Annotated in this window: 10 protein-coding genes; 3 read left to right on the top strand and 7 right to left on the bottom strand. The window is 61.0% G+C overall.

The genetic code is table 11. The annotated features are described in order from the left end of the window. Window positions 1-161: 161 nt before the first annotated feature. Window positions 162-2,906, bottom strand: coding sequence for a TonB-dependent receptor (locus O0879_RS18590; protein ID WP_289913313.1), 2,745 nt, complete (start codon window positions 2,904-2,906; stop codon window positions 162-164). A 529-nt stretch (window positions 2,907-3,435) separates the two neighbouring features. Between O0879_RS18590 and O0879_RS18585 the strand changes: the two genes are divergently transcribed. Beyond that, window positions 3,436-4,161, top strand: a complete 726-nt coding sequence (locus O0879_RS18585; RefSeq protein ID WP_289918069.1) for a 16S rRNA (uracil(1498)-N(3))-methyltransferase — start codon at window positions 3,436-3,438, stop codon at window positions 4,159-4,161. Window positions 4,162-4,482: 321 nt separating this feature from the next. Here the strand turns inward: O0879_RS18585 and O0879_RS18580 are convergent, their stop codons facing one another. Continuing rightward, complete coding sequence (locus tag O0879_RS18580) at window positions 4,483-4,860, bottom strand: hypothetical protein (protein ID WP_289918067.1); 378 nt, start codon at window positions 4,858-4,860, stop codon at window positions 4,483-4,485. Between the two features lie 211 nt (window positions 4,861-5,071). On the opposite strand from O0879_RS18580, the gene O0879_RS18575 reads away from it, so the two are divergent. Together O0879_RS18575 and O0879_RS18570 are read left to right on the top strand one after the other, a co-directional pair. Continuing rightward, window positions 5,072-7,714, top strand: coding sequence for a TonB-dependent receptor (locus O0879_RS18575; RefSeq protein WP_289918066.1), 2,643 nt, complete (start codon window positions 5,072-5,074; stop codon window positions 7,712-7,714). Window positions 7,715-7,955: 241 nt separating this feature from the next. Then, a complete protein-coding gene (locus tag O0879_RS18570; protein WP_289918064.1) occupies window positions 7,956-9,587 on the top strand; it encodes an NAD(P)/FAD-dependent oxidoreductase in 1,632 nt (543 codons plus the stop codon). 79 nt (window positions 9,588-9,666) lie between these two features. On the opposite strand, the gene O0879_RS18565 is transcribed toward O0879_RS18570, so the two are convergent. The 5 genes from O0879_RS18565 to glnL all read right to left on the bottom strand — a co-directional run bounded on the left by O0879_RS18565 (window position 9,667) and on the right by glnL (window position 18,036). Beyond that, on the bottom strand, window positions 9,667-12,366 hold the full coding sequence (locus tag O0879_RS18565; RefSeq protein WP_289918062.1) for a TonB-dependent receptor: 2,700 nt from the start codon (window positions 12,364-12,366) through the stop codon (window positions 9,667-9,669). A gap of 429 nt (window positions 12,367-12,795) precedes the next feature. After that, the gene (locus O0879_RS18560; protein WP_099665309.1) at window positions 12,796-14,169 is read right to left on the bottom strand and encodes a GAF domain-containing sensor histidine kinase; all 1,374 of its coding nucleotides are present in this window, start codon (window positions 14,167-14,169) and stop codon (window positions 12,796-12,798) included. A 134-nt stretch (window positions 14,170-14,303) separates the two neighbouring features. Continuing rightward, entirely contained in the window at window positions 14,304-15,269 is a 966-nt protein-coding gene (corA, locus tag O0879_RS18555) for a magnesium/cobalt transporter CorA (protein WP_034760218.1), read from the bottom strand. A 139-nt stretch (window positions 15,270-15,408) separates the two neighbouring features. Beyond that, window positions 15,409-16,899, bottom strand: a complete 1,491-nt coding sequence (ntrC, locus tag O0879_RS18550) for a nitrogen regulation protein NR(I) (RefSeq protein WP_289918058.1) — start codon at window positions 16,897-16,899, stop codon at window positions 15,409-15,411. Between the two features lie 48 nt (window positions 16,900-16,947). Then, complete coding sequence (gene glnL / locus O0879_RS18545; RefSeq protein WP_289918055.1) at window positions 16,948-18,036, bottom strand: nitrogen regulation protein NR(II); 1,089 nt, start codon at window positions 18,034-18,036, stop codon at window positions 16,948-16,950. Between the last annotated feature and the right edge of the window lie 5 nt (window positions 18,037-18,041).

Genomic DNA, 18,041 nt, shown 5'->3' with positions numbered 1-18,041 from the left:
CAAGGGGAAAAATCAAACCGCGCAACGCCGCCGCCGCGGGTTGTGCCCCTTGCGCCCGGCAGGGGCGAAAAAAAACCGGGCCAGGCCCGGTTTTTCGCGACTTACGCCGCTGCGGAGCGCGCCGCAAATCGACCCGCCCCGCCCGTCAGTCTACCCTCACGTCATTTGAAGGAGTATGACGCCGACATATAGATGTAACGGCCACGCGGATTGCCGTAGGCGGTGTCGTAGCCGATGTTCGACGATGGATCGAACGCTGGCGCACGATCGAACACGTTATTGACGCCACCGCGCAGCACCAGGTTCTTGAAGCCGCTATAGGACAGCGAGGCGTCAACCAGGGTCGCGCTCGGGATCATCAGGCCGTTCGCGTACTCGTCGTAGTAAAGGTTGATCGTCGCCGACGGTGTCCGGTCCACGTGGTAATGCGAGGTGAAGTTGGCGCTTGTCGTCGCCGCCCAAGCACCGCGATCCCAGTTGACACCCAGCTTGGCCAGCAGCTTAGGATAGCCGTATTCACCGGCCTCGCAGGCCGTGTTGTTGGCGCAATTGATCGCCGGATCGTCAGGCAGCAGCGCGCGGTCATAGGACAGTGTGTAGGTCGCCTCGCCGAACACCTTGAAACGCCCCATCTCGGCTGTGCGCAGCGTGTACGACGCTTCGACATCCAAACCGTCGGTGGTGACCTTGCTGCGGTTGATCAAACCAACCTGCAGCTGCTTCAGGCGACCTACCAACGGACCCAGCGTCGCGCGCTGGGCGGCGCTCAGCGCGTTATACTTCTCCTGGTCTTCCGCCGTCACGGCGTAGCGCGTAACGGCATTCTTGTACTGACCATCCTCGCCCGCCAACACGGTTTCGTTGTCAAGATTCTCGACCCGATCGTTCCACTTGATATTCCAGTAGGTTAAACCCAGCGTCAGGTTCTTGATCGGCTCGGCAACCACGCCCAGGTTGAACTGCTTCGATTTTTCGGGCTTCAAATCCTTCGTGCCAGACAGCAGAGACAACGCCGAACCGCTGCAAGCGGTGTCAAAATACGCGTCACCCACGATGCAACGCTTCGGATCCTTGGTTGCGACGAAACCGCCGCGGCCTTCGTTAAAGCGCTGCGACAGCGTCGGCGCGCGGAAACCGGTGCTGTAGCTGGTGCGGAACATCAAGGTCGGCAAGGCGGTCCAGCGCAGGCCAAGCTTCGGGTTGGTGGTACCGCCAGCCAACTGGTAGCGGTCATAGCGGACGGCCGCCTGCGCTTCCAGGTTTTTCAGCAGCGGCAGGGCCAACTCGCCGAACACGGCGCCGAGCGACTCGGAGCCGTCGATGCCGCGCAGGGTCGAATAGATGCCGATCGCGCCATCGCGCCAAGCCTGCGACGGATCGTAGCTGAGCTTCTCGCGCTTGTACTCGGCACCGACGGCCACACCGATCTTGCCGCCGGGCAGTTGGCCAAATTCGCTGGAAGCAGTCACCTTGGCAAAATCCGTCGAGGACTTGGTCTTGGTGTACTGGTCGGCTGTCAGTTCGTTGATGACCTGCTCCGAATTGTGGTTGCCGCCGAAGGGGTTAAACTTGCCCTGCGCCAGGTAACTCTGCAATTTATCGTGCAGGAAGGAGCCGTAGACGCGCGTTTCGCCCTTCTCTTGGCTGTGGCCCACAGACACGGTCCAGTCCCAGTTGGCTGCACGGCCGGTAGCGCCGCCGACCAGCCAGGTGGTATCAACATTGGTGCCCGTACCACCCTCGGCGGCGGGGAAGTAGCGGCGGATGTTGACCGGCACGCCGTAGATGTTGAAGGGGTTGTCCGCCGCCACACGCAGCACGTTGGAACGGTCGGCGTTTTGGATCCAGGCCGGCGAGCCTTGGATGCGGGTGTCGAAGTGGTTGTAGAACAGATTGGCGAACAGCGACACATCCGGCGTCAAATCCCAGTTCGCCGTGACCGCCCCGCCGTAGCGTGTGGACGGGCGCACCAGGTCTATCGACTCGGCGGTGGAGTACAAGCAGGCGTTGCGGTTCGGCGCAGCCACCCATTCCGGCGCGTCAGGATAGGGCTTGCGGTGGGCCGCGTCGCACTCCGGATCGGCCATGCGCTGCGAACCGCCCAGCGAAATGGTGCCAGGATCGCGGCCCTTGGCGCCGTACGTGCTACCCTGATACAGGCCGCCCTTGTGACCGGTGAAATCGGTACTGTTCGCCCAATCGCGGTCGACACCATGGATGGCCTTGGTTTTTTCGTACGAAGCCGAATAAGTCACGTTAAATTTCTGTGCGTCACGGTCACCGAAACCGCCGGACACGGACACCTTATGGTTTTGCCCGTCGCCATAGGTGGTCGAACCTGTGCTGGCGTCCAGGGTCAAGCCCTGGTAATCCTTGCGCAGGATGAAGTTAATGACGCCGCCGACGGCATCGGTGCCGTAGATGGCCGAGGCGCCGTCCTTGAGGACATCGATGCGCTCGATGGCCGCCAGCGGAATGGCGTTCAGATCGACCGAGGTCTGGCCGCTGTAATCGTCCGAACCGGACGCCGGCAGGCGATAGCCGTTCAACAGGATGAGGGTCGGCAGACCGCGCAGCGAGACGCTGGTGGCGCCATTGCGGAAGGAACTCGACGTCGCCAGCTCACCGCCGTTACCGCCCGCAGCAGTCAAGTTGCGCATCAGGTCCAGCACCGACGTCGCGCCCGAGCGGGCGATCGATTCGCGCGTCATCACGGTGATCGGGGAAATACCTTCGGCTTCGATACGTTTGATACTCGAACCGGTGATTTCGACGCGCTGCACCTTAGGCACCGGCGCATCGATCGCTTCCTGCGCGTGCACGCTCATCGTTGCGACGCCGGCGAACGCGGCCAACGCCAATCTCACCACCTGCACACTCTTTTTTTCGCGAAACATCAACATCATAACTGATTCCTTTTCTTGATCCCTGATATCACTTGATAAGCGATTAGTTTGTATTTTTATAATCGCTTAAATCTCTCATGGTCTTGCGAAAAACGGCAAGGCCCTCCCGCTACAGTTACAGTGTCATGCTTTCCAACCAATTTAAGCTGGCCGCAACGCGCCCAGGGCCATAGGCCCAAGCATTGAAACGTGCGGCGTCTCCCCATACCATACCGAATCACATCACGGACGACATTGCTGGAAACAATTGATGTCGTTCAACACAACTTGTATAGTCATCAAACCACGCCAAAAGCTTCACTGTCAATAATGCAATGGTTTATGAAATCAAAAAACAACATTTCGTTTTTGATCAGCTTGTTATAGCCGCGCAATTTCCCGCCCCGGATGCGCCGTGCGCAGGCCGGCGGCAAGAATTTCACCCGGCCGCGCGCAGCGGTACTAAAATTGCACCCTCGAGTCGCAGCCGCGCGCGCCCTACCCGCGCGCGGCGCGGCACCTCCCATTGTTTCTCTCCGCAGGATGTTGCATGCCGCGTTTTTTCTGTCCCCAGCCACTCGCCATAGGCGCCACCATCGCTCTGCCCGACGCCGTCGCCCACCACGTCCATGTGGTGCGGCTTGTGCCGGGCGAGGCCATCACCGTCTTCAACGGCGAGGGCGGCGAGTACACGGCTGTCTTGTGCAACGTCGAGAAAAAACGCGCCAGCGCCGAACTGAAGTCCCACACGGCGCGCGAGGCGGAACTGCCGTACGCCGTGACCCTGGCGCAAGCGCTGCCGGAAGCGTCCAAAATGGACTGGATCATCGAAAAAGCCATCGAACTGGGCGCGGCCGGCATCGTGCCGCTGGCGGCGCAGCGCTGCGTCGTGCGCTTGTCCAGCGAGCGGGCCGAGAAAAAGCTCGCGCATTGGCAAGCGATCATCGTGTCCGCATCGGAACAATGCGGGCGCAACCGCCTGGCGCAGCTGGCGCCATTGCAGGATTTTAATAGCTGGAGCAGCCAGCAAGATTTACATAACCGCATCATTTTGACGCCGCGCGCCGAGCAGTCGCTGGCCGACTGGGCGCGTCATCAGCCGCCGCAGGCGATCACCGTGATGGTGGGGCCGGAAGGGGGCTTTTCGGACGCGGAAGAAAAGGCGGCGCTGGCCGCCGGCGCCATCGGCCTGGCCATGGGTCCGCGCATCCTGCGCACGGAAACGGCGGGCCTGACGGCATTGGCGACGCTGAGTGCATTGTGGGGCGGGATGTAAATATGCGCGCATGACAGCACAGCGCGCCCGTGCTGCCGTCATATCCGCAACTGCAAGTGTAGTAAGCTCTTGTCCACAGGCGACCCGGGAAGCAGTCTCGGGTCGCCGCCAACGCCAGCACAGGCCAGCGCATACGCAGCCGCATGCCAATTCCATCGCTTGCATTTTCCGGCCCGTTGCAGCGCGCATCCATTCGGCGCCGGCAATACCGGCCTTGCCGCAATACGAATTTCTTTTATTGCGTGAATGCCGAAAAAAATCCAAAAAAACAAACGAAGATAATCCGCGCATTCATGAAATGACGGACCAATTATTATCTTTTTAAATATTTAAATAAATAAAATTCTTTAGCACCCGGCGATTAAGCACCAGAATGATGCGGGCTTGCACACTTTTGATACACAAACCCAATATTGCACCATGATGGCGCTCACGTCTATCGTTCTGCGTGTTAGTACAAAAAAACAACGCTTCCCCCATCGCCTTCCCTCCCGCACCGCAGCATTCAGAGCCTGCAAAAATGCGGCCCGCACCCCGTATATGGCAACATCGCCCAGGCAAGAAAAAATAACCGAGCTCTGCCGTGTGTTGTTTTTTCATATGTGTCCGGGCTATAAAAATTGACAGGCAAGCAGCTACGATGGTTTCATTAACATCTTGAAACTTTGAATACTCAAAGATTTCAAAGATACCGTCCATGAGACGATCGATAAAATAATAGATACATATATGGTTAGCGTTTCCAATACAAGGAGATGTCGTGCCGCATATTCATAAAGTGAGGAGTTTTGCAATGATGGTGGAAACAGGATTATCGCGGTCTATCCGTTTGATGTTTATCGGCAGCCTTGCGTTTGGCATGCATGTAGCCAACGCACAGACTACTGGCCAAAACATTCAAAAGGTTGAAGTGACAGGTTCGAGCATCAAACGCGCGGAAGCCGAGACCATTTCGGTCATTCAAACACTGACCCGCAAAGACATCGAACAGACCGGTAAAGCATCGATCGCCGACGTCGTGCGCAGCATCTCCGCCGACAACAACGGCAGTATCAGCGGCTCCTTCACCAGCGGTTTCGCCGGCAGCGCCTCTGGCGTGTCGCTGCGCGGTTTGAGCGTCAGCTCGACTCTGGTGCTGATCAATGGCCGCCGCACGGCGCCGTACGGCTTCGGCGATGACGGCCAACGCAGCTTCGTCGACTTGAATTCGATTCCCCTCGACGCCGTGGACCGCATCGATATCCTGAAAGACGGCGCTTCCGCCATTTACGGTTCCGACGCGATCGCCGGCGTGGTCAACATCATCTTGCGCCAGAACTATGTCGGCAAGACCATCTCCGCCAACGTCGGCCAGAGCGGCCACGGCGACGGCACCGTCACCAGCATCTCCGGCGCCATCGGCTTCGGCGACATGGACACCGACAAATTCAACGTCTTCGCCACCATCGATGCGAAAAAATCGGGCGAAATCAAACAATCCAACCGCGACAAGTGGATCGGCCAAGCCGATGCCCGTCCATGGGGTGGGCGCGACCAGCGCGGTGGCGCCACGACCAGCGGCAACGGCGGCGGCAGCTCCTTCCTGGGCACCCTGCGTCCAATCTCGCCAAAGCTGGGCAATGTCACCAACTTGCCGGGCTCGTGCGATCCGATCAACCTCGATCCGACCGGCGGCACTGCGGGCGACAACCGCGGCGGCGGCTGCCTGTGGGATCCGGTCCAGTTCGCGACCGTCCAGCCAAAGACCGAAAACGTCAACCTGTTCATGCGCGGCACCCTGGCACTGGGCGCCGATGCGCAAGGCTACACGGAAGTGGGCATCTTCAAGTCGAAGGCCGACACCTACACCACCCCATCCGGCCTGACCGGCGCTGGCTTCGACCTGGTCAATGCCCGCGTCAACAACACCAACAGTGGCCCGGACCAACTGCTGATGCCAGCGGGACACCCGGACAACATCCTGGGCGTCGCCGCCCGTCCGCGCTGGGTCGATGCATCGCGTCCACGCGTATCGAACCTCGAAACGACCGTCACCCGTGTCCTGGCCGGCGTCAAGGGTACCTACGCCAACTGGGATTACGATACTGGCTTGATGTATGCAGAAAGCAAAACCGACCGCACGCAAACGGGCTACTACCGTACCAGCGCCTTGCGCCAGGCGCTGAACAACGGCACTTTCCGTATCGGCAAGGGCGTCATCAACAGCCCTGAAGTACTGGCGCTGGTATCGCCTACGCTGAACAACTCGGGCACGACGAAGAGCACCTCGCTGGACTTCAAGGCGACGCGCGAACTGTTCCAATTGCCAGGCGGCATGATGGGCCTCGCAGTGGGTGCCGAATACCGCAAGGAAGAAACGAACAGCCAATCGACGCCATACACCGACATCAACGATATCGTTGGCCTGGGCTATTCCGCTTCGCAAGGTTCGCGCAACGTCAAGGCCCTGTACGCCGAGGTCGCCGCGCCAGTCATGAAAGAACTGGAACTGCAATTTGCGCTGCGCAGCGATGATTACTCGGACTATGGTCGCTCGACCACGCCAAAAGTTGGCTTCAAGTTCACGCCAGCATCGGCCGTGGCTTTCCGCGGTACGTATGCGGAAGGTTTCCGCGCGCCTAGCGCCGCGGAAAACGGCAACAGCGCCGTGGCGGCGTTCACCAACATCGCCAGCGACCCAGTGCGCTGCGCCGTGACGCACTTGACGATCGATTGCTCGTCGCAACAAGTTGGCGCGATCACCATCGGCAACAAGAACATCAAGCCAGAAACGTCGAAGAGCTACAGCCTGGGCATGGTGCTCGAGCCGATCAAGAACATCAGCCTGTCGATCGACTGGTGGAAGATCGTCCGTGACGGCGAGATCAACGGCTCCGATCCTGGCGCAGTGGTCGCCAACCCGGCTGGCTACCCGGATGCGGTCATCGTACGTGGCGAACCGACGAGCAACTTCCCAGGCTTGGCTGGTCCTATCCTGATGGTCAAAGCACCTTACCTGAACGCAGGCAAAACCAAGACCTCGGGTATCGACCTGGATTTGCGCGGCAAGTACAACGCCGGCGAATACGGCCGCTTTAACTCGGGCGTAACGGTCACGTACATGAAGGAATTCACCCGTACCAATGCCGACGGCACGGTACTGGAGTTTGCCGGCACCCACGGCGACACCAACCTGTCCGGCAACGGCGGTACGCCGAAGACCAAAGTCCGCCTGACCCTGGGCTGGGATCAAGGTCCGGTCAACATCACGGCCAACATGAACTACGTCAGCAGCATCAGCAACAAGAACGATGTCAAGGGCGATTGCCTGGACATCGATGCCAACGACGTGCCATACAAAAACTGCCGTATCGCTTCGTTCACCACCACGGATCTGTTTGCCAAGTGGAATGTCACGAAACAATGGGAACTCACCGCGTCGATCTCCAACCTGTTCGACAAGATGGCACCACTGGACGTGCAAACCTACGGCCGTATCAACTACAACCCATCGCTGCATCAATCGGGCGCAGTGGGCCGTTACTTCACGCTGGGCGGTCGTTACACGTTCTAATCGCCAGGCAAGATATAACAGTTAGTTAGCAAGACAAATCCGGCGGCCACGCACTGGCCGCCGGATTTTTTCTTTTTTGCAACACCTTTCTTTCCTGCCGCGCCAAGGCGCCGCCACCCGCGCAGATGGCCGGCAAATGGCCCGCAGCCGGACATGCGGGTAAAATAGCGCCCTGATGCCCTCACTCGGCACCGCACACTCTCCGCTAGATACGGAGCCCTGCAATTTTTAAAAACACACCATGTTGCGACTCAACGAAGTAAAACTCCCCCTCGAACACGACGAAGCGGCCCTGCCCGCCGCCATCCTGGCGCGCCTGGGCATCGCTGCGGCCGATTTGCTCGGCTTTACCGTCTTCAAACGCAGCTATGACGCGCGCAAGCGCAGCGCCGTGGTGTTGATTTACTCGCTGCATGTGGACGTCAAGAATGAAGCGGCCGTGCTGGCACGCCTGAGCCACGACATCCACCTGATGCCCGCGCCCGACACCGACTACAAATTCGTCGCCGGCGGCCAACAGCTGGCCGGCCACAGCACTGAACCGCGCCCCATCGTCATCGGCACGGGCCCGTGCGGCCTGTTCGTGGCGCTGATCCTGGCGCAGATGGGCTTGCGCCCCCTCATTCTGGAACGGGGCAAGCAGGTGCGCGAACGCACGGTCGACACCTTCGGCTTCTGGCGCAAGCGCGAGCTCAATCCCGAGTCGAACGTGCAGTTCGGCGAAGGCGGCGCCGGCACCTTCTCGGACGGCAAGCTGTACAGCCAGATCAAGGACCCCAAGCATTACGGCCGCAAGGTCTTGACGGAATTCGTCAAGGCGGGCGCGCCCGAGGAAATCATGTATGTGAGCAAGCCGCACATCGGCACCTTCCGCCTGGTCAAGATGGTGGAAGAAATGCGCGCCAATATCGAGCGGCTGGGCGGCGAATACCGTTTCAGCAGCAAAGTGGTCGATCTCGACATCGTGCCAGGTGCCGACGGCGGCCAGGTGCGCGGCGTGGTGCTGGACAATGGCGAAACCATCGCCAGCAACCACGTCGTGCTGGCCATCGGCCACAGCGCGCGCGACACCTTTGAAATGCTGCACAAGCGCGGCGTGTACATCGAAGCGAAACCGTTCTCGATCGGCTTCCGCGTGGAACACCCGCAATCCCTGATCGACAGCTGCCGCTTCGGCCCCAGCGCCGGCCACCCGATCCTGGGCGCGGCCGACTACAAGCTCGTGCACCACGCCAGCAATGGCCGTTCCGTCTACAGCTTCTGCATGTGCCCGGGCGGCACGGTGGTGGCGGCCGCCTCGGAACCGGGCCGCCTGGTGACGAACGGCATGAGCCAGTATTCGCGCAACGAGCGCAACGCCAACAGCGCCATCGTGGTCGGCATCACGCCGACCGACTATCCGGGCGACCCGCTGGCCGGCATCGCCCTGCAGCGCAAACTGGAAGAGCGCGCATTTGCCCTGGGTGGCGGCAACTACGATGCTCCAGGGCAATTGGTCGGCGATTTCGTCGCTGGCCGCGCCTCGACGGAATTTGGCAGCGTGGTGCCGTCGTACAAGCCGGCCGTGCACCTGACGGACCTGACGCCCTCGCTGCCTGAATACGCGATCACGGCGCTGCGTGAAGCGTTTCCTGCGTTCAACAAGCAAATCAAGGGTTATTACAAGGCCGACGCCGTGCTGACGGGCGTGGAAACGCGCACTTCGTCGCCGATCCGCATCAAGCGCCGCGACGACGACCTGCAAAGCCTGAACACGCGCGGCCTGTTCCCCGCCGGCGAAGGCGCCGGCTATGCGGGCGGCATCCTGTCGGCGGCCGTCGACGGCATCAAGGTGGCCGAAGCGGTGGCCCTGTCGATGGCGGCACGCGGCTAGGCCACACCGTCCCCGCCCTGCGGCGGGACGAAAAAAAACCGGCACCATATGCCGGTTTTTTTATACCTGTACCTGACGATTAAAACTTGTACGAGGCATTCAGGTAGCCGGTACGGCCGCGCGGATCGTAGTAGCGGTCGTCATAGCCGAATTGCTGGCCGCGGTTCGCGCCGGACGTCGATGGCACGAATGGCGGGCTCTTGTCGGTCAGGTTCAGCACGCCTGCGGTGAAAACCCAGCTCTTGCTGGGTGTCCAGACCGTCTGCCAGTCGAGCGTCGAATAGAACCCGACCCGCATCCGGATATCTTCCTGGCCCGTCACGGCGCCGGAAGCGTCGAGCACATCGACCGTCGTTTCCTGATCCTTGTAGCCGGACAGGAAGTTAACCGTCAGCGAATTGGCCCAGTTGCCTGTTTTCAAAGTATTCGTCCACTGGCCGCGCGTGCGGAAGGTGACAGTACCGAGCTCGGCGAAGTTACCCAGCGCAGAATAATACTGACCACCGCGTTCCAGCTGTATATCTTCGCGCAACATCTGCGTCGCATTCAACTGCGAGGTAAACAGGCCGATACCCGAGCGGTATCGAGCGCTGATATCGATATCGACGCCAGTGGCGAACGATTTACCGAGGTTCTGGTTATCGGCCAGGAAGGCCAGGTAGGTCTTGCCCGTACCGACGTCCGTATTCACGCCCCACGATTTCGGAAATGCCGCGGGATTGGCGAACACCAGCTGCTCGGTCAACTGGCCGAAGGAATCGCGGATCTGCACATGCCACAGGTCGGCTCCCAGGGTAATGGCGCTGATCGGCTCGTAGCGAAAGCCCAGGGTGGCCTGTTTCGACTTCTCTGGCTGCAAGTTGCGGTTACCGCCGGCCAACTGATCGTACTGGTGGTTGCCTGGCTGGCATTGGGCATTGAGGCGCGTGGCAATCGCTTGCAGGGCCGGCGTACACGTGTAATTGTCGCTGGTGACGCCATAGCCGCGCTGCAGGGCGTTGACTTGTGGCACTGTCGGCGCATGGAAACCATTGCCAACGGAACCACGGATCAGCAAGGTGGGCGCCGGCGTCCACTTGAAGCTGGCCTTGGCCGTGGTGGCGCCGCCGAAGTCCGAGAATTCATCGAAACGCAGGGCCGCGCCCAGTTCCAGTTCCTTCAGCACGGGCGCGATAATTTCGCTGAACACGCCCTTCGAGGTGCGGCTGGCACTGTACGGATTGCTGCTGGCGGCATCGCCGAAACGCTGGTCGCATTCCAGACCCGTCGTGCCGCCGCACAAGGTACCCTTCACGGGGTCGGCCAGGATACCCTGCGCAAACGGGCTCGGTTTGGAGGAAAACTCCTCGCGATTGATGTTGGCGCCCACGCCCAGCATCATGGCGCCGCCCGGCAGGCGTCGTATTTCCGTCGAACCATTCAAATTGATGGTTTGCAAGCGCGACGTGCCGCCATCCCAGTAGCCGGTGAAGGCGGCCGCCTTGATGGCTTCCTGCGCTGCGGCCGACTGCTTGCCCGGACCGACGAAGGGATCGAGCAAGCCGCTCGATGTCAGGTTGCTGACGGCAATCGCGCCAGGATAACCGGAAATACTGCCTTTTACGCGGCTTTCCGAGAAGTTGTAGGAGGCATTGTAATCCCAGCCGGCAGCCACGCCGCGCGTGCCCACCACCACGCTGGCGAAATCCGCCGTATCCTTCGAGGTGCGCTGTCCCATGTCGAACAGGCGATAGGCCGCCACGCTGTCACCGGTTATACCGACTGGCAACAAATACTTGTCATGCAACGGCGTCCCTTTATCGATGGAAATCTCGCCAGGCACGGGGGCGATACGCGAGGTCTGCTTGGTGCGCGACAAGAGTACGTCGGCATACACTTCGTGACCGGCGACTTTGAACGTGCCCGAAGCCATGAAATTGTCGCGTTTGCGTTCCGGATAGATCTCCAGGTCCTTAACAAAATCATAACCGCAGTAGTCATTCAAGCGCGGGGTGCCATCCGGGTCTGCATACGGTTCAAGCACGCGGAAAGTCCTGGCGGGGCAGGAGCCGTTCAGCTTTTGGTAAGGACTGATCAACTGGCCATTGTCATCAACGGCGTTGGCGGGAATCGGGCTGACCGAAGACTGCTGCTTCTGATAGCGTTTGCCATTGGCCGAGAATTGCACCTGGCCTGTGTTGGCGAACGAGCGGTCGACCGAGGTCAACTTGTCGCGTTCATCATGGCCAAAGGTCAGCACCACGTTGTAGCCATCTTCGTCCAGATTGCCGAAACCTTTGGTGGCGCTGATACGTTTCTCACGCGCACCATTTTTGGGCGCGGAATAGCCGATGCTCACATCGCCCATCGTCGTATCGTGCTTGGTAATGAAGTTGACCACGCCGGCGATGGCGTCGGCGCCATACAGCGCGGAGGCGCCGTCGGTCAGCAGTTCCACACGTTCGATTGCCGAGATGGGGATGGAATTCAAGTCGAAGCCGGCCGCAAAGCCGGTCAGGGTCTGGCCGCCGAACTGGGCCAGGCGCTTGCCATTCAGCAAGACGAGCGTACGCGTCTCACCCACGTTATGCACGGAAATGCCGGAGAAACCGAAGGTGCTGCCCCCGACCGAAGAACTTTCCGTCGTCGCCCCCTGGGCGGAAGAGAGTTTCTTGACCAGGTCTGTGACCGAGGTGGCGCCCGAGGTGCGGATGGCTTCGGCGGTCAACACGGTGACGGGCAAGGCACCTTCGGCGGCGATGCGCTTGATCGACGAGCCAGTGACTTCCACGCGCTGCATCTGCGCATCTTGAGCCACCGCAGACTGCGAGGCAAGGGACAAAGCCGCTGCCATGCCACCGGCACAGACAATGCGAACGGCACGGGAGATGACGGTTTCTTTAAGCATGACGAACCCTTTTCATTTTTGCATTATGTAAGCAACAAAGCTGCTATCCGGACTGCATCCACTCTCCTAAAGGTACTATTCCTGCACCGCGCGTTCGACAGTGTGCCAGCCCCGCTCCCGCATGAGGGAAGGCGAACCACGATGTCGGCGCAACAGCCGAGGCCAGCCAACTGAAAGTTAGCTAGACAACTACATAGAATCACGGCGATATTCTTGGTGTCAACAGAACTCACGTCGCGTATAGCATACATACAACATTGTGAAAAAAAATAGAAGTCAGGCAGGTATGCCACCCAAAGATAGCGTACAGCGCAGCCGTGGTCAGCTGGCCAGCGGCAGCCTGATCTGTATATGACAGCCGGGCGTGCTGTCGATGGCGCACACCTGGCCGCCCAGTTGCTGCACGATGGTGTAGACGATGTGCATGCCCAGACCGGAGCCGCCCTGGCCCCGCTTGGTAGTGAAGAACGGTTCGAACATGTGTTCGCGCACGGCCGGCGCCAGGCCGATGCCGTCGTCGGAAAAATCGAGCAGCAGCCAGCGCGCAGCCGCGTCGGTGTCATCCTCCTCGATGCGCGCGCGTATCGTGATGCGCCCCGGTCCGCCCTGCGGATAGCCATGGCGGGCGCTGTTCATCAGCAGGTTCGAGAGGATTTGCGACAGCTTGCCGGCCGCCAGGCGCACCTGGCAATCGGGCGCGATATCGAGTTCCACGCCCAGCGCCGCCTTGCGCAATTCCGGGCTGTGCGCCGACACCAGGCCGTGCACATAGTCGTGCAGCGCCAGGTCGGCCACGTATTCGCTGACCTGGTCCACGGCCAGTTGCTTGAAATTGCCGATCAGGTCGGCGGCGCGCGCCAGGTTGCGCTCGATCAAGGCGGCCGCTCCCTTGAGCGACTCGGCTATGTCGATCAGTTCGGCACGGCTGACCTTGGCGCCGCCCAGCAGCTGCACCAGCTGGTCGGCATAGCTGCCCATGCTCGACGCGGCCGTCAGCGCCACGCCGATGGGCGTGTTGACTTCATGCGAGACACCGGCCACCAGCGAACCGAGGGCCGCCATCTGCTCTTGTTCGATCAGGTTGGCCTGCGCCGCCAGCAGCGATTCGGTGCGCACGCGCACGATTTCTTCCAGCTGCTGGGTGCGCTCCTGGTGCTGCAGCTCGGCCGCGCCGCGGGCCGAGAAGATCGACAGCAGCAGCAGCGCCAGCAAGCGCTTGTTTTCATCGATGGGACGCGTGTCGATGGCCGACAGGATGCCCAGGGTCTTGCCATCGGTGTCGATCAGCGGCATGCCGACATAGCTTTCCGCCTGCATGTCGACGAGGAGGGTATCGAATGGAAAGCGACGCTGGATATCGCTGCCATGAAAACACATGCTCTGGCACGTCACATCCTGGCATGGCGTGTGCTGCAGGCTGTATTCGATATTCGGCTGGTAACCGTCGCCGCCCCACAGGGCGAGGGTGCGGATGCCTTCGCTGCCATCTTCCAGGCGCACCAGGCGTCCGGCGATCACATAATGCACGTCGAGCGCTTCGGCCAGGTCCTTGACGAGGATGCGCAGGAAGTCGTCGCCCCGGGCGTGCGCCGTCGAGGCGGTAATCGAGCGCAGAGCCGCTTCCGCCAGGGTGCGCCGCTGCTCGGCATCGAACAGGGGTTCTTGCGAATTCACATCAAACAACGGAATACTCATGAATGCTCCTGCACGGCACCGGAAGCGCAGGCACACCTGCCGGCGCGGCGACTCTCAGCCATGGCCCGCCCCAGCGGACCTGCCGCGATTGTACCCCTGGCTATTGCTTAATAATACAGATACACAGGAATTTTTTACAGCCAGCCGGAACGCTTGAACAAGTAATACATATAACCGCAGACACAGCTCATCACTGCCACGGCGGCCGGATAGCCATAATGCCAGTCCAGCTCCGGCATGAACTTGAAGTTCATGCCCCAGATGCCGGCAAATGCCGTAAACACGGCGAAGATGGCCGCCCAGGCCGCCAACTGCTTGTTCACTTCGCTCTCGTCGATGGCCACCATCGACAGATTCACCTGGATCGCCGTGCTGATCGTGTCGCGGATGGTGTCGAGCGTGCCATTGATGCGCGCCAGGTGATCGTGCACGTCGCGGAAATACTCCTGGGTATCGTGGCACAGGGGCGGCACGCGCCCGCCGTGCAGCTTGCCCACCGCTTCCATCAGGGGCGCCACCACGTGGCGCAAGACCATGACCTTGCGTTTCAATTGATACAGCCGTTCGATATTGTCGCGCTCGGTGCCACGGTCGAAGATGCGGTCTTCGATCAGTTCCAGCTCCGATTCCAGCGCGTCGAGGACGGGAAAATAACGGTCGACGACGGCGTCCATCAGCGCGTACAGCACGAAGGCCGAGCCCTGGCGCAGCAGATGCGGTTCGCGCTCGGCGCGCGCACGCACGCCCAGGAAACCTTGCGAGCTGTTGCTGCGCGACGAAAGCACGTAATTGGCGCCCACGAAAATGTCGACTTCGCCCAGCACCAGTTCATTCTCGACCATTTCCACGGTTTTCACGACGGCAAACAGGGAATCGCCATATTCCTCGATCTTCGGGCGCTGGTGCCCCCGCTGCGCGTCTTCCACCGCCAGTTCGTGCAGGCAAAACTCGTGCTGCATCTGTTTCAGCTCGTCCGGCGTGGCGTCGAGCAGGGCGACCCAGACGAAACAATCGGGGCGCTCGACGTAATCGCTGATGTCGTCGATCGGCAAGTCGGCCAGTTTTTTGCCATCCTGGTAGGCCACGCAGTTTATGAGCATGCTATTCCACAGTTCAAGTTAACACCGGACGAAACAGTCCGGCAGGCGCCAGCTTACCTTATCGCCTGCAGTGCGTGTTGTGGCGTGCGAGAGACGCCGCGTGGAAAAGCGGACGGGGGAGCCCCCGTCCTGACCTGCGTCAATCGTCCTTGGCGCCGTCGATGCCCAGTTCCGAGATCTTGCGGGTGATGGTGTTGCGGCCGATGCCCAGGCGCACGGCGGCGTCGTTCTTGCGCCCGTGCGTATGCTTGAGCGCCGTCTTGATCAGGGCCGACTCGAACTGACGTCCCAGCACGGCCATGACTTCCTGCTGTCCCGCACCCAGCATGCCGGCCGCCTGCAATTCCAGTAAACCAATCCAGCCCGGCGGCGCGCCGTTGGCGGGCGCGGCCGCCTCGAAGACCTGGCCGCCATGCGCATGGGCAACGGCCGCCGGCGCAGGCTCGCCCGCCGCCGCAGTGGCGGCACCGTCGCCCTGCCCCTGCGTCAATTCCAGCGGCAAGTCCTTGATTTCCACCGTCTGGCCCGGCGCCATCACGGTGATCCAGTTGCACAGGTTTTCCAGCTGGCGCACATTGCCGGGCAAATCGAGGCTGCTGAGGAACTGCATCGTCGGCTCGCTCATGCGTTTGGCTTCCACGCCCAACTGGCGTGCGCTTTGCACCAGGAAGTGGCGCACCAGGATGGGGATATCCTCGCGCCGCTCCCGCAAACTGGGCAGGCGCAAACGGATCACGTTCAGCCGGTGATACAAGTCTTCGCGGAACAGGCCGTCGCGCACGCGCTGTTCCAGGTTCTGGTGCGTGGCCGTAATGACGCGCACGTTCGCCTTCATGGGCTGATGGCCGCCGACGCGATAGAAATGGCCGTCGGACAACACGCGCAAGAGGCGCGTCTGCAGGTCGAACGGCATGTCGCCGATTTCATCGAGGAACAGGGTGCCGTTCTCCGCTTGCTCGAAGCGGCCCCGGCGCGTCGTCTGGGCGCCCGTAAACGCGCCCCGTTCATGGCCGAACAGTTCCGATTCCAGCAAATCCTTCGGGATCGCCGCCGTGTTGAGGGCAATGAAAGGCTGCGCTGCGCGCGGGCTGTGCTTGTGCAGCGCGCGCGCCACCAGTTCCTTGCCGGAACCGGATTCGCCCGTGATGAGCACCGTCACGTTCGATTGCGACAGGCGGCCGATGGCGCGGAAGACTTCCTGCATGGCCGGCGCCTGGCCGAGGATTTCCGGCGTTTCCGACGGCCCCGACTCGACGCTGGTCTCGCGCAGGCTTTCTTCCAGCGCGCGACGGATCAGCTCGACAGCCTTGTCGATGTCAAACGGCTTGGCCAGGTATTCGAAGGCGCCGCCCTGGAAGGCTGCGACGGCCGAATCGAGATCGGAAAAGGCCGTGATGATGATGACAGGCAAGCCAGGAAAGCGCGACTTGACCGTCTGCAACAATTCCAGGCCGGAGGCGCCCGGCATGCGGATATCGGACACGAGCACTTGCGGCGTGTCAAATTCCAGTGCGGCGATGGCGTCGCGCGCATTGGCAAAACTCTTGGTGGCGAGATTTTCCCGCGCCAGGGCTTTTTCCAGCACCCAGCGGATTGATTCGTCGTCGTCAACTATCCAGATTGGCTTCATTAGTGTGTGCGTCCCGCAATGGATTTCATGGGTGGGATACCTCCTCGCTTATGGCAAGGGTAGAACGATCCTGAAATCGGTGTATCCAGGCCGGCTTTCGCACTCGATCACGCCCAGGTGCTGTTGCACGAAGGTTTGCGCCAAGGTCAGTCCCAGCCCGCTGCCGCCTTCCCTGCCCGACACCAGCGGGTAGAAAATCCGGTCGCGGATCTGGGGTGCGATGCCCGGTCCATTGTCAATGATATGCAAGTCTAATGCCAGGCCGTAACGGACCTTGGCCAGGGTCACCTGGCGCGCCACGCGCGTCTTGAAAATCAGCTCCGCATCGCCCGCCTCGATGCGCTCGGCCAGGGCCTGCGCCGCGTTGTGCGCGATATTGAGCACGGTCTGTATCAATTGTTCCTTGTCGCCGCGAAACTCGGGGATCGAAGCGTCGTAATCGCGCGCAATGGTCAGGCCGCTGGGGAATTCGGCCAGGATCAGGCTGCGGACCCTTTCGCACACTTCGTGGATATTCACGTCGCCCACGATGTGCGGACGGCGGTGCGGCGCCAGCAGGCGGTCGACCAGGGTTTGCAGGCGGTCCGCTTCCTTGATGATGACTTGCGTGTATTCGCGCAGTTCGCTCAGGTGCAGGGCCGGCAATTCCAGTTCCAGCAGCTGGGCCGCGCCGCGGATGCCGCCCAGCGGGTTCTTGATCTCATGCGCCAGGTTGCGGATCAGCTCCTTGTTGACCTGGCTCTGGTCGAGGATGCGCTCCTCGCGGTCGAGCTTTAACTGCTGCACGTTCTCGCGCAGCTCGATCAGCACGCCGTCGCTCGGCGCGTCGAGCGCGCTGACGATGCTGTGCACGCGCAGCGGCTCGCGCCCCAGGCGCTCCAGGCTCAGGTCCTGGCGCAGGTCGGAAAACTTGTGTTCGAGCGCCTGCGCGCAAATGCCGGCCAGCTCGTCGGGATTGAGGAACAGCGCCGTCAGTTTTTGCCGCGACAGGGCCTTCAAGGAACTTTCCAGCAGGTTTTCCGCCGCCGCGTTGGCATAGCTGATGCGGCCGTCGCCATCGAGCAGGATCACGGCCGAGGCCAGCAAATCAAGGCCGGCCAGGTGGGCGGGACGGCTGGAATGGTTGTCTAGTGTCATGTGCT

It is taken from the genome of Janthinobacterium sp. SUN120 (assembly GCF_030397735.1).
Taxonomy (GTDB): domain Bacteria; phylum Pseudomonadota; class Gammaproteobacteria; order Burkholderiales; family Burkholderiaceae_D; genus Janthinobacterium; species Janthinobacterium kumbetense.
Note: the sequence above shows the minus strand (reverse complement) of the source record. Positions and strands in the feature narration are given on the sequence as shown.

Coding starts and splice junctions, on each gene's coding strand:
- O0879_RS18560 (WP_099665309.1), bottom strand. CDS start 14,169: ATGAGTATTCCGTTGTTTGATGTGAATTCGCAAGAACCCCTGTTCGAT.
- O0879_RS18590 (WP_289913313.1), bottom strand. CDS start 2,906: ATGATGTTGATGTTTCGCGAAAAAAAGAGTGTGCAGGTGGTGAGATTG.
- ntrC (WP_289918058.1), bottom strand. CDS start 16,899: ATGAAGCCAATCTGGATAGTTGACGACGACGAATCAATCCGCTGGGTG.
- O0879_RS18570 (WP_289918064.1), top strand. CDS start 7,956: ATGTTGCGACTCAACGAAGTAAAACTCCCCCTCGAACACGACGAAGCG.
- corA (WP_034760218.1), bottom strand. CDS start 15,269: ATGCTCATAAACTGCGTGGCCTACCAGGATGGCAAAAAACTGGCCGAC.
- O0879_RS18565 (WP_289918062.1), bottom strand. CDS start 12,366: ATGCAGCGCGTGGAAGTCACTGGCTCGTCGATCAAGCGCATCGCCGCC.
- O0879_RS18580 (WP_289918067.1), bottom strand. CDS start 4,860: ATGGACGGTATCTTTGAAATCTTTGAGTATTCAAAGTTTCAAGATGTT.
- glnL (WP_289918055.1), bottom strand. CDS start 18,036: ATGACACTAGACAACCATTCCAGCCGTCCCGCCCACCTGGCCGGCCTT.
- O0879_RS18585 (WP_289918069.1), top strand. CDS start 3,436: ATGCCGCGTTTTTTCTGTCCCCAGCCACTCGCCATAGGCGCCACCATC.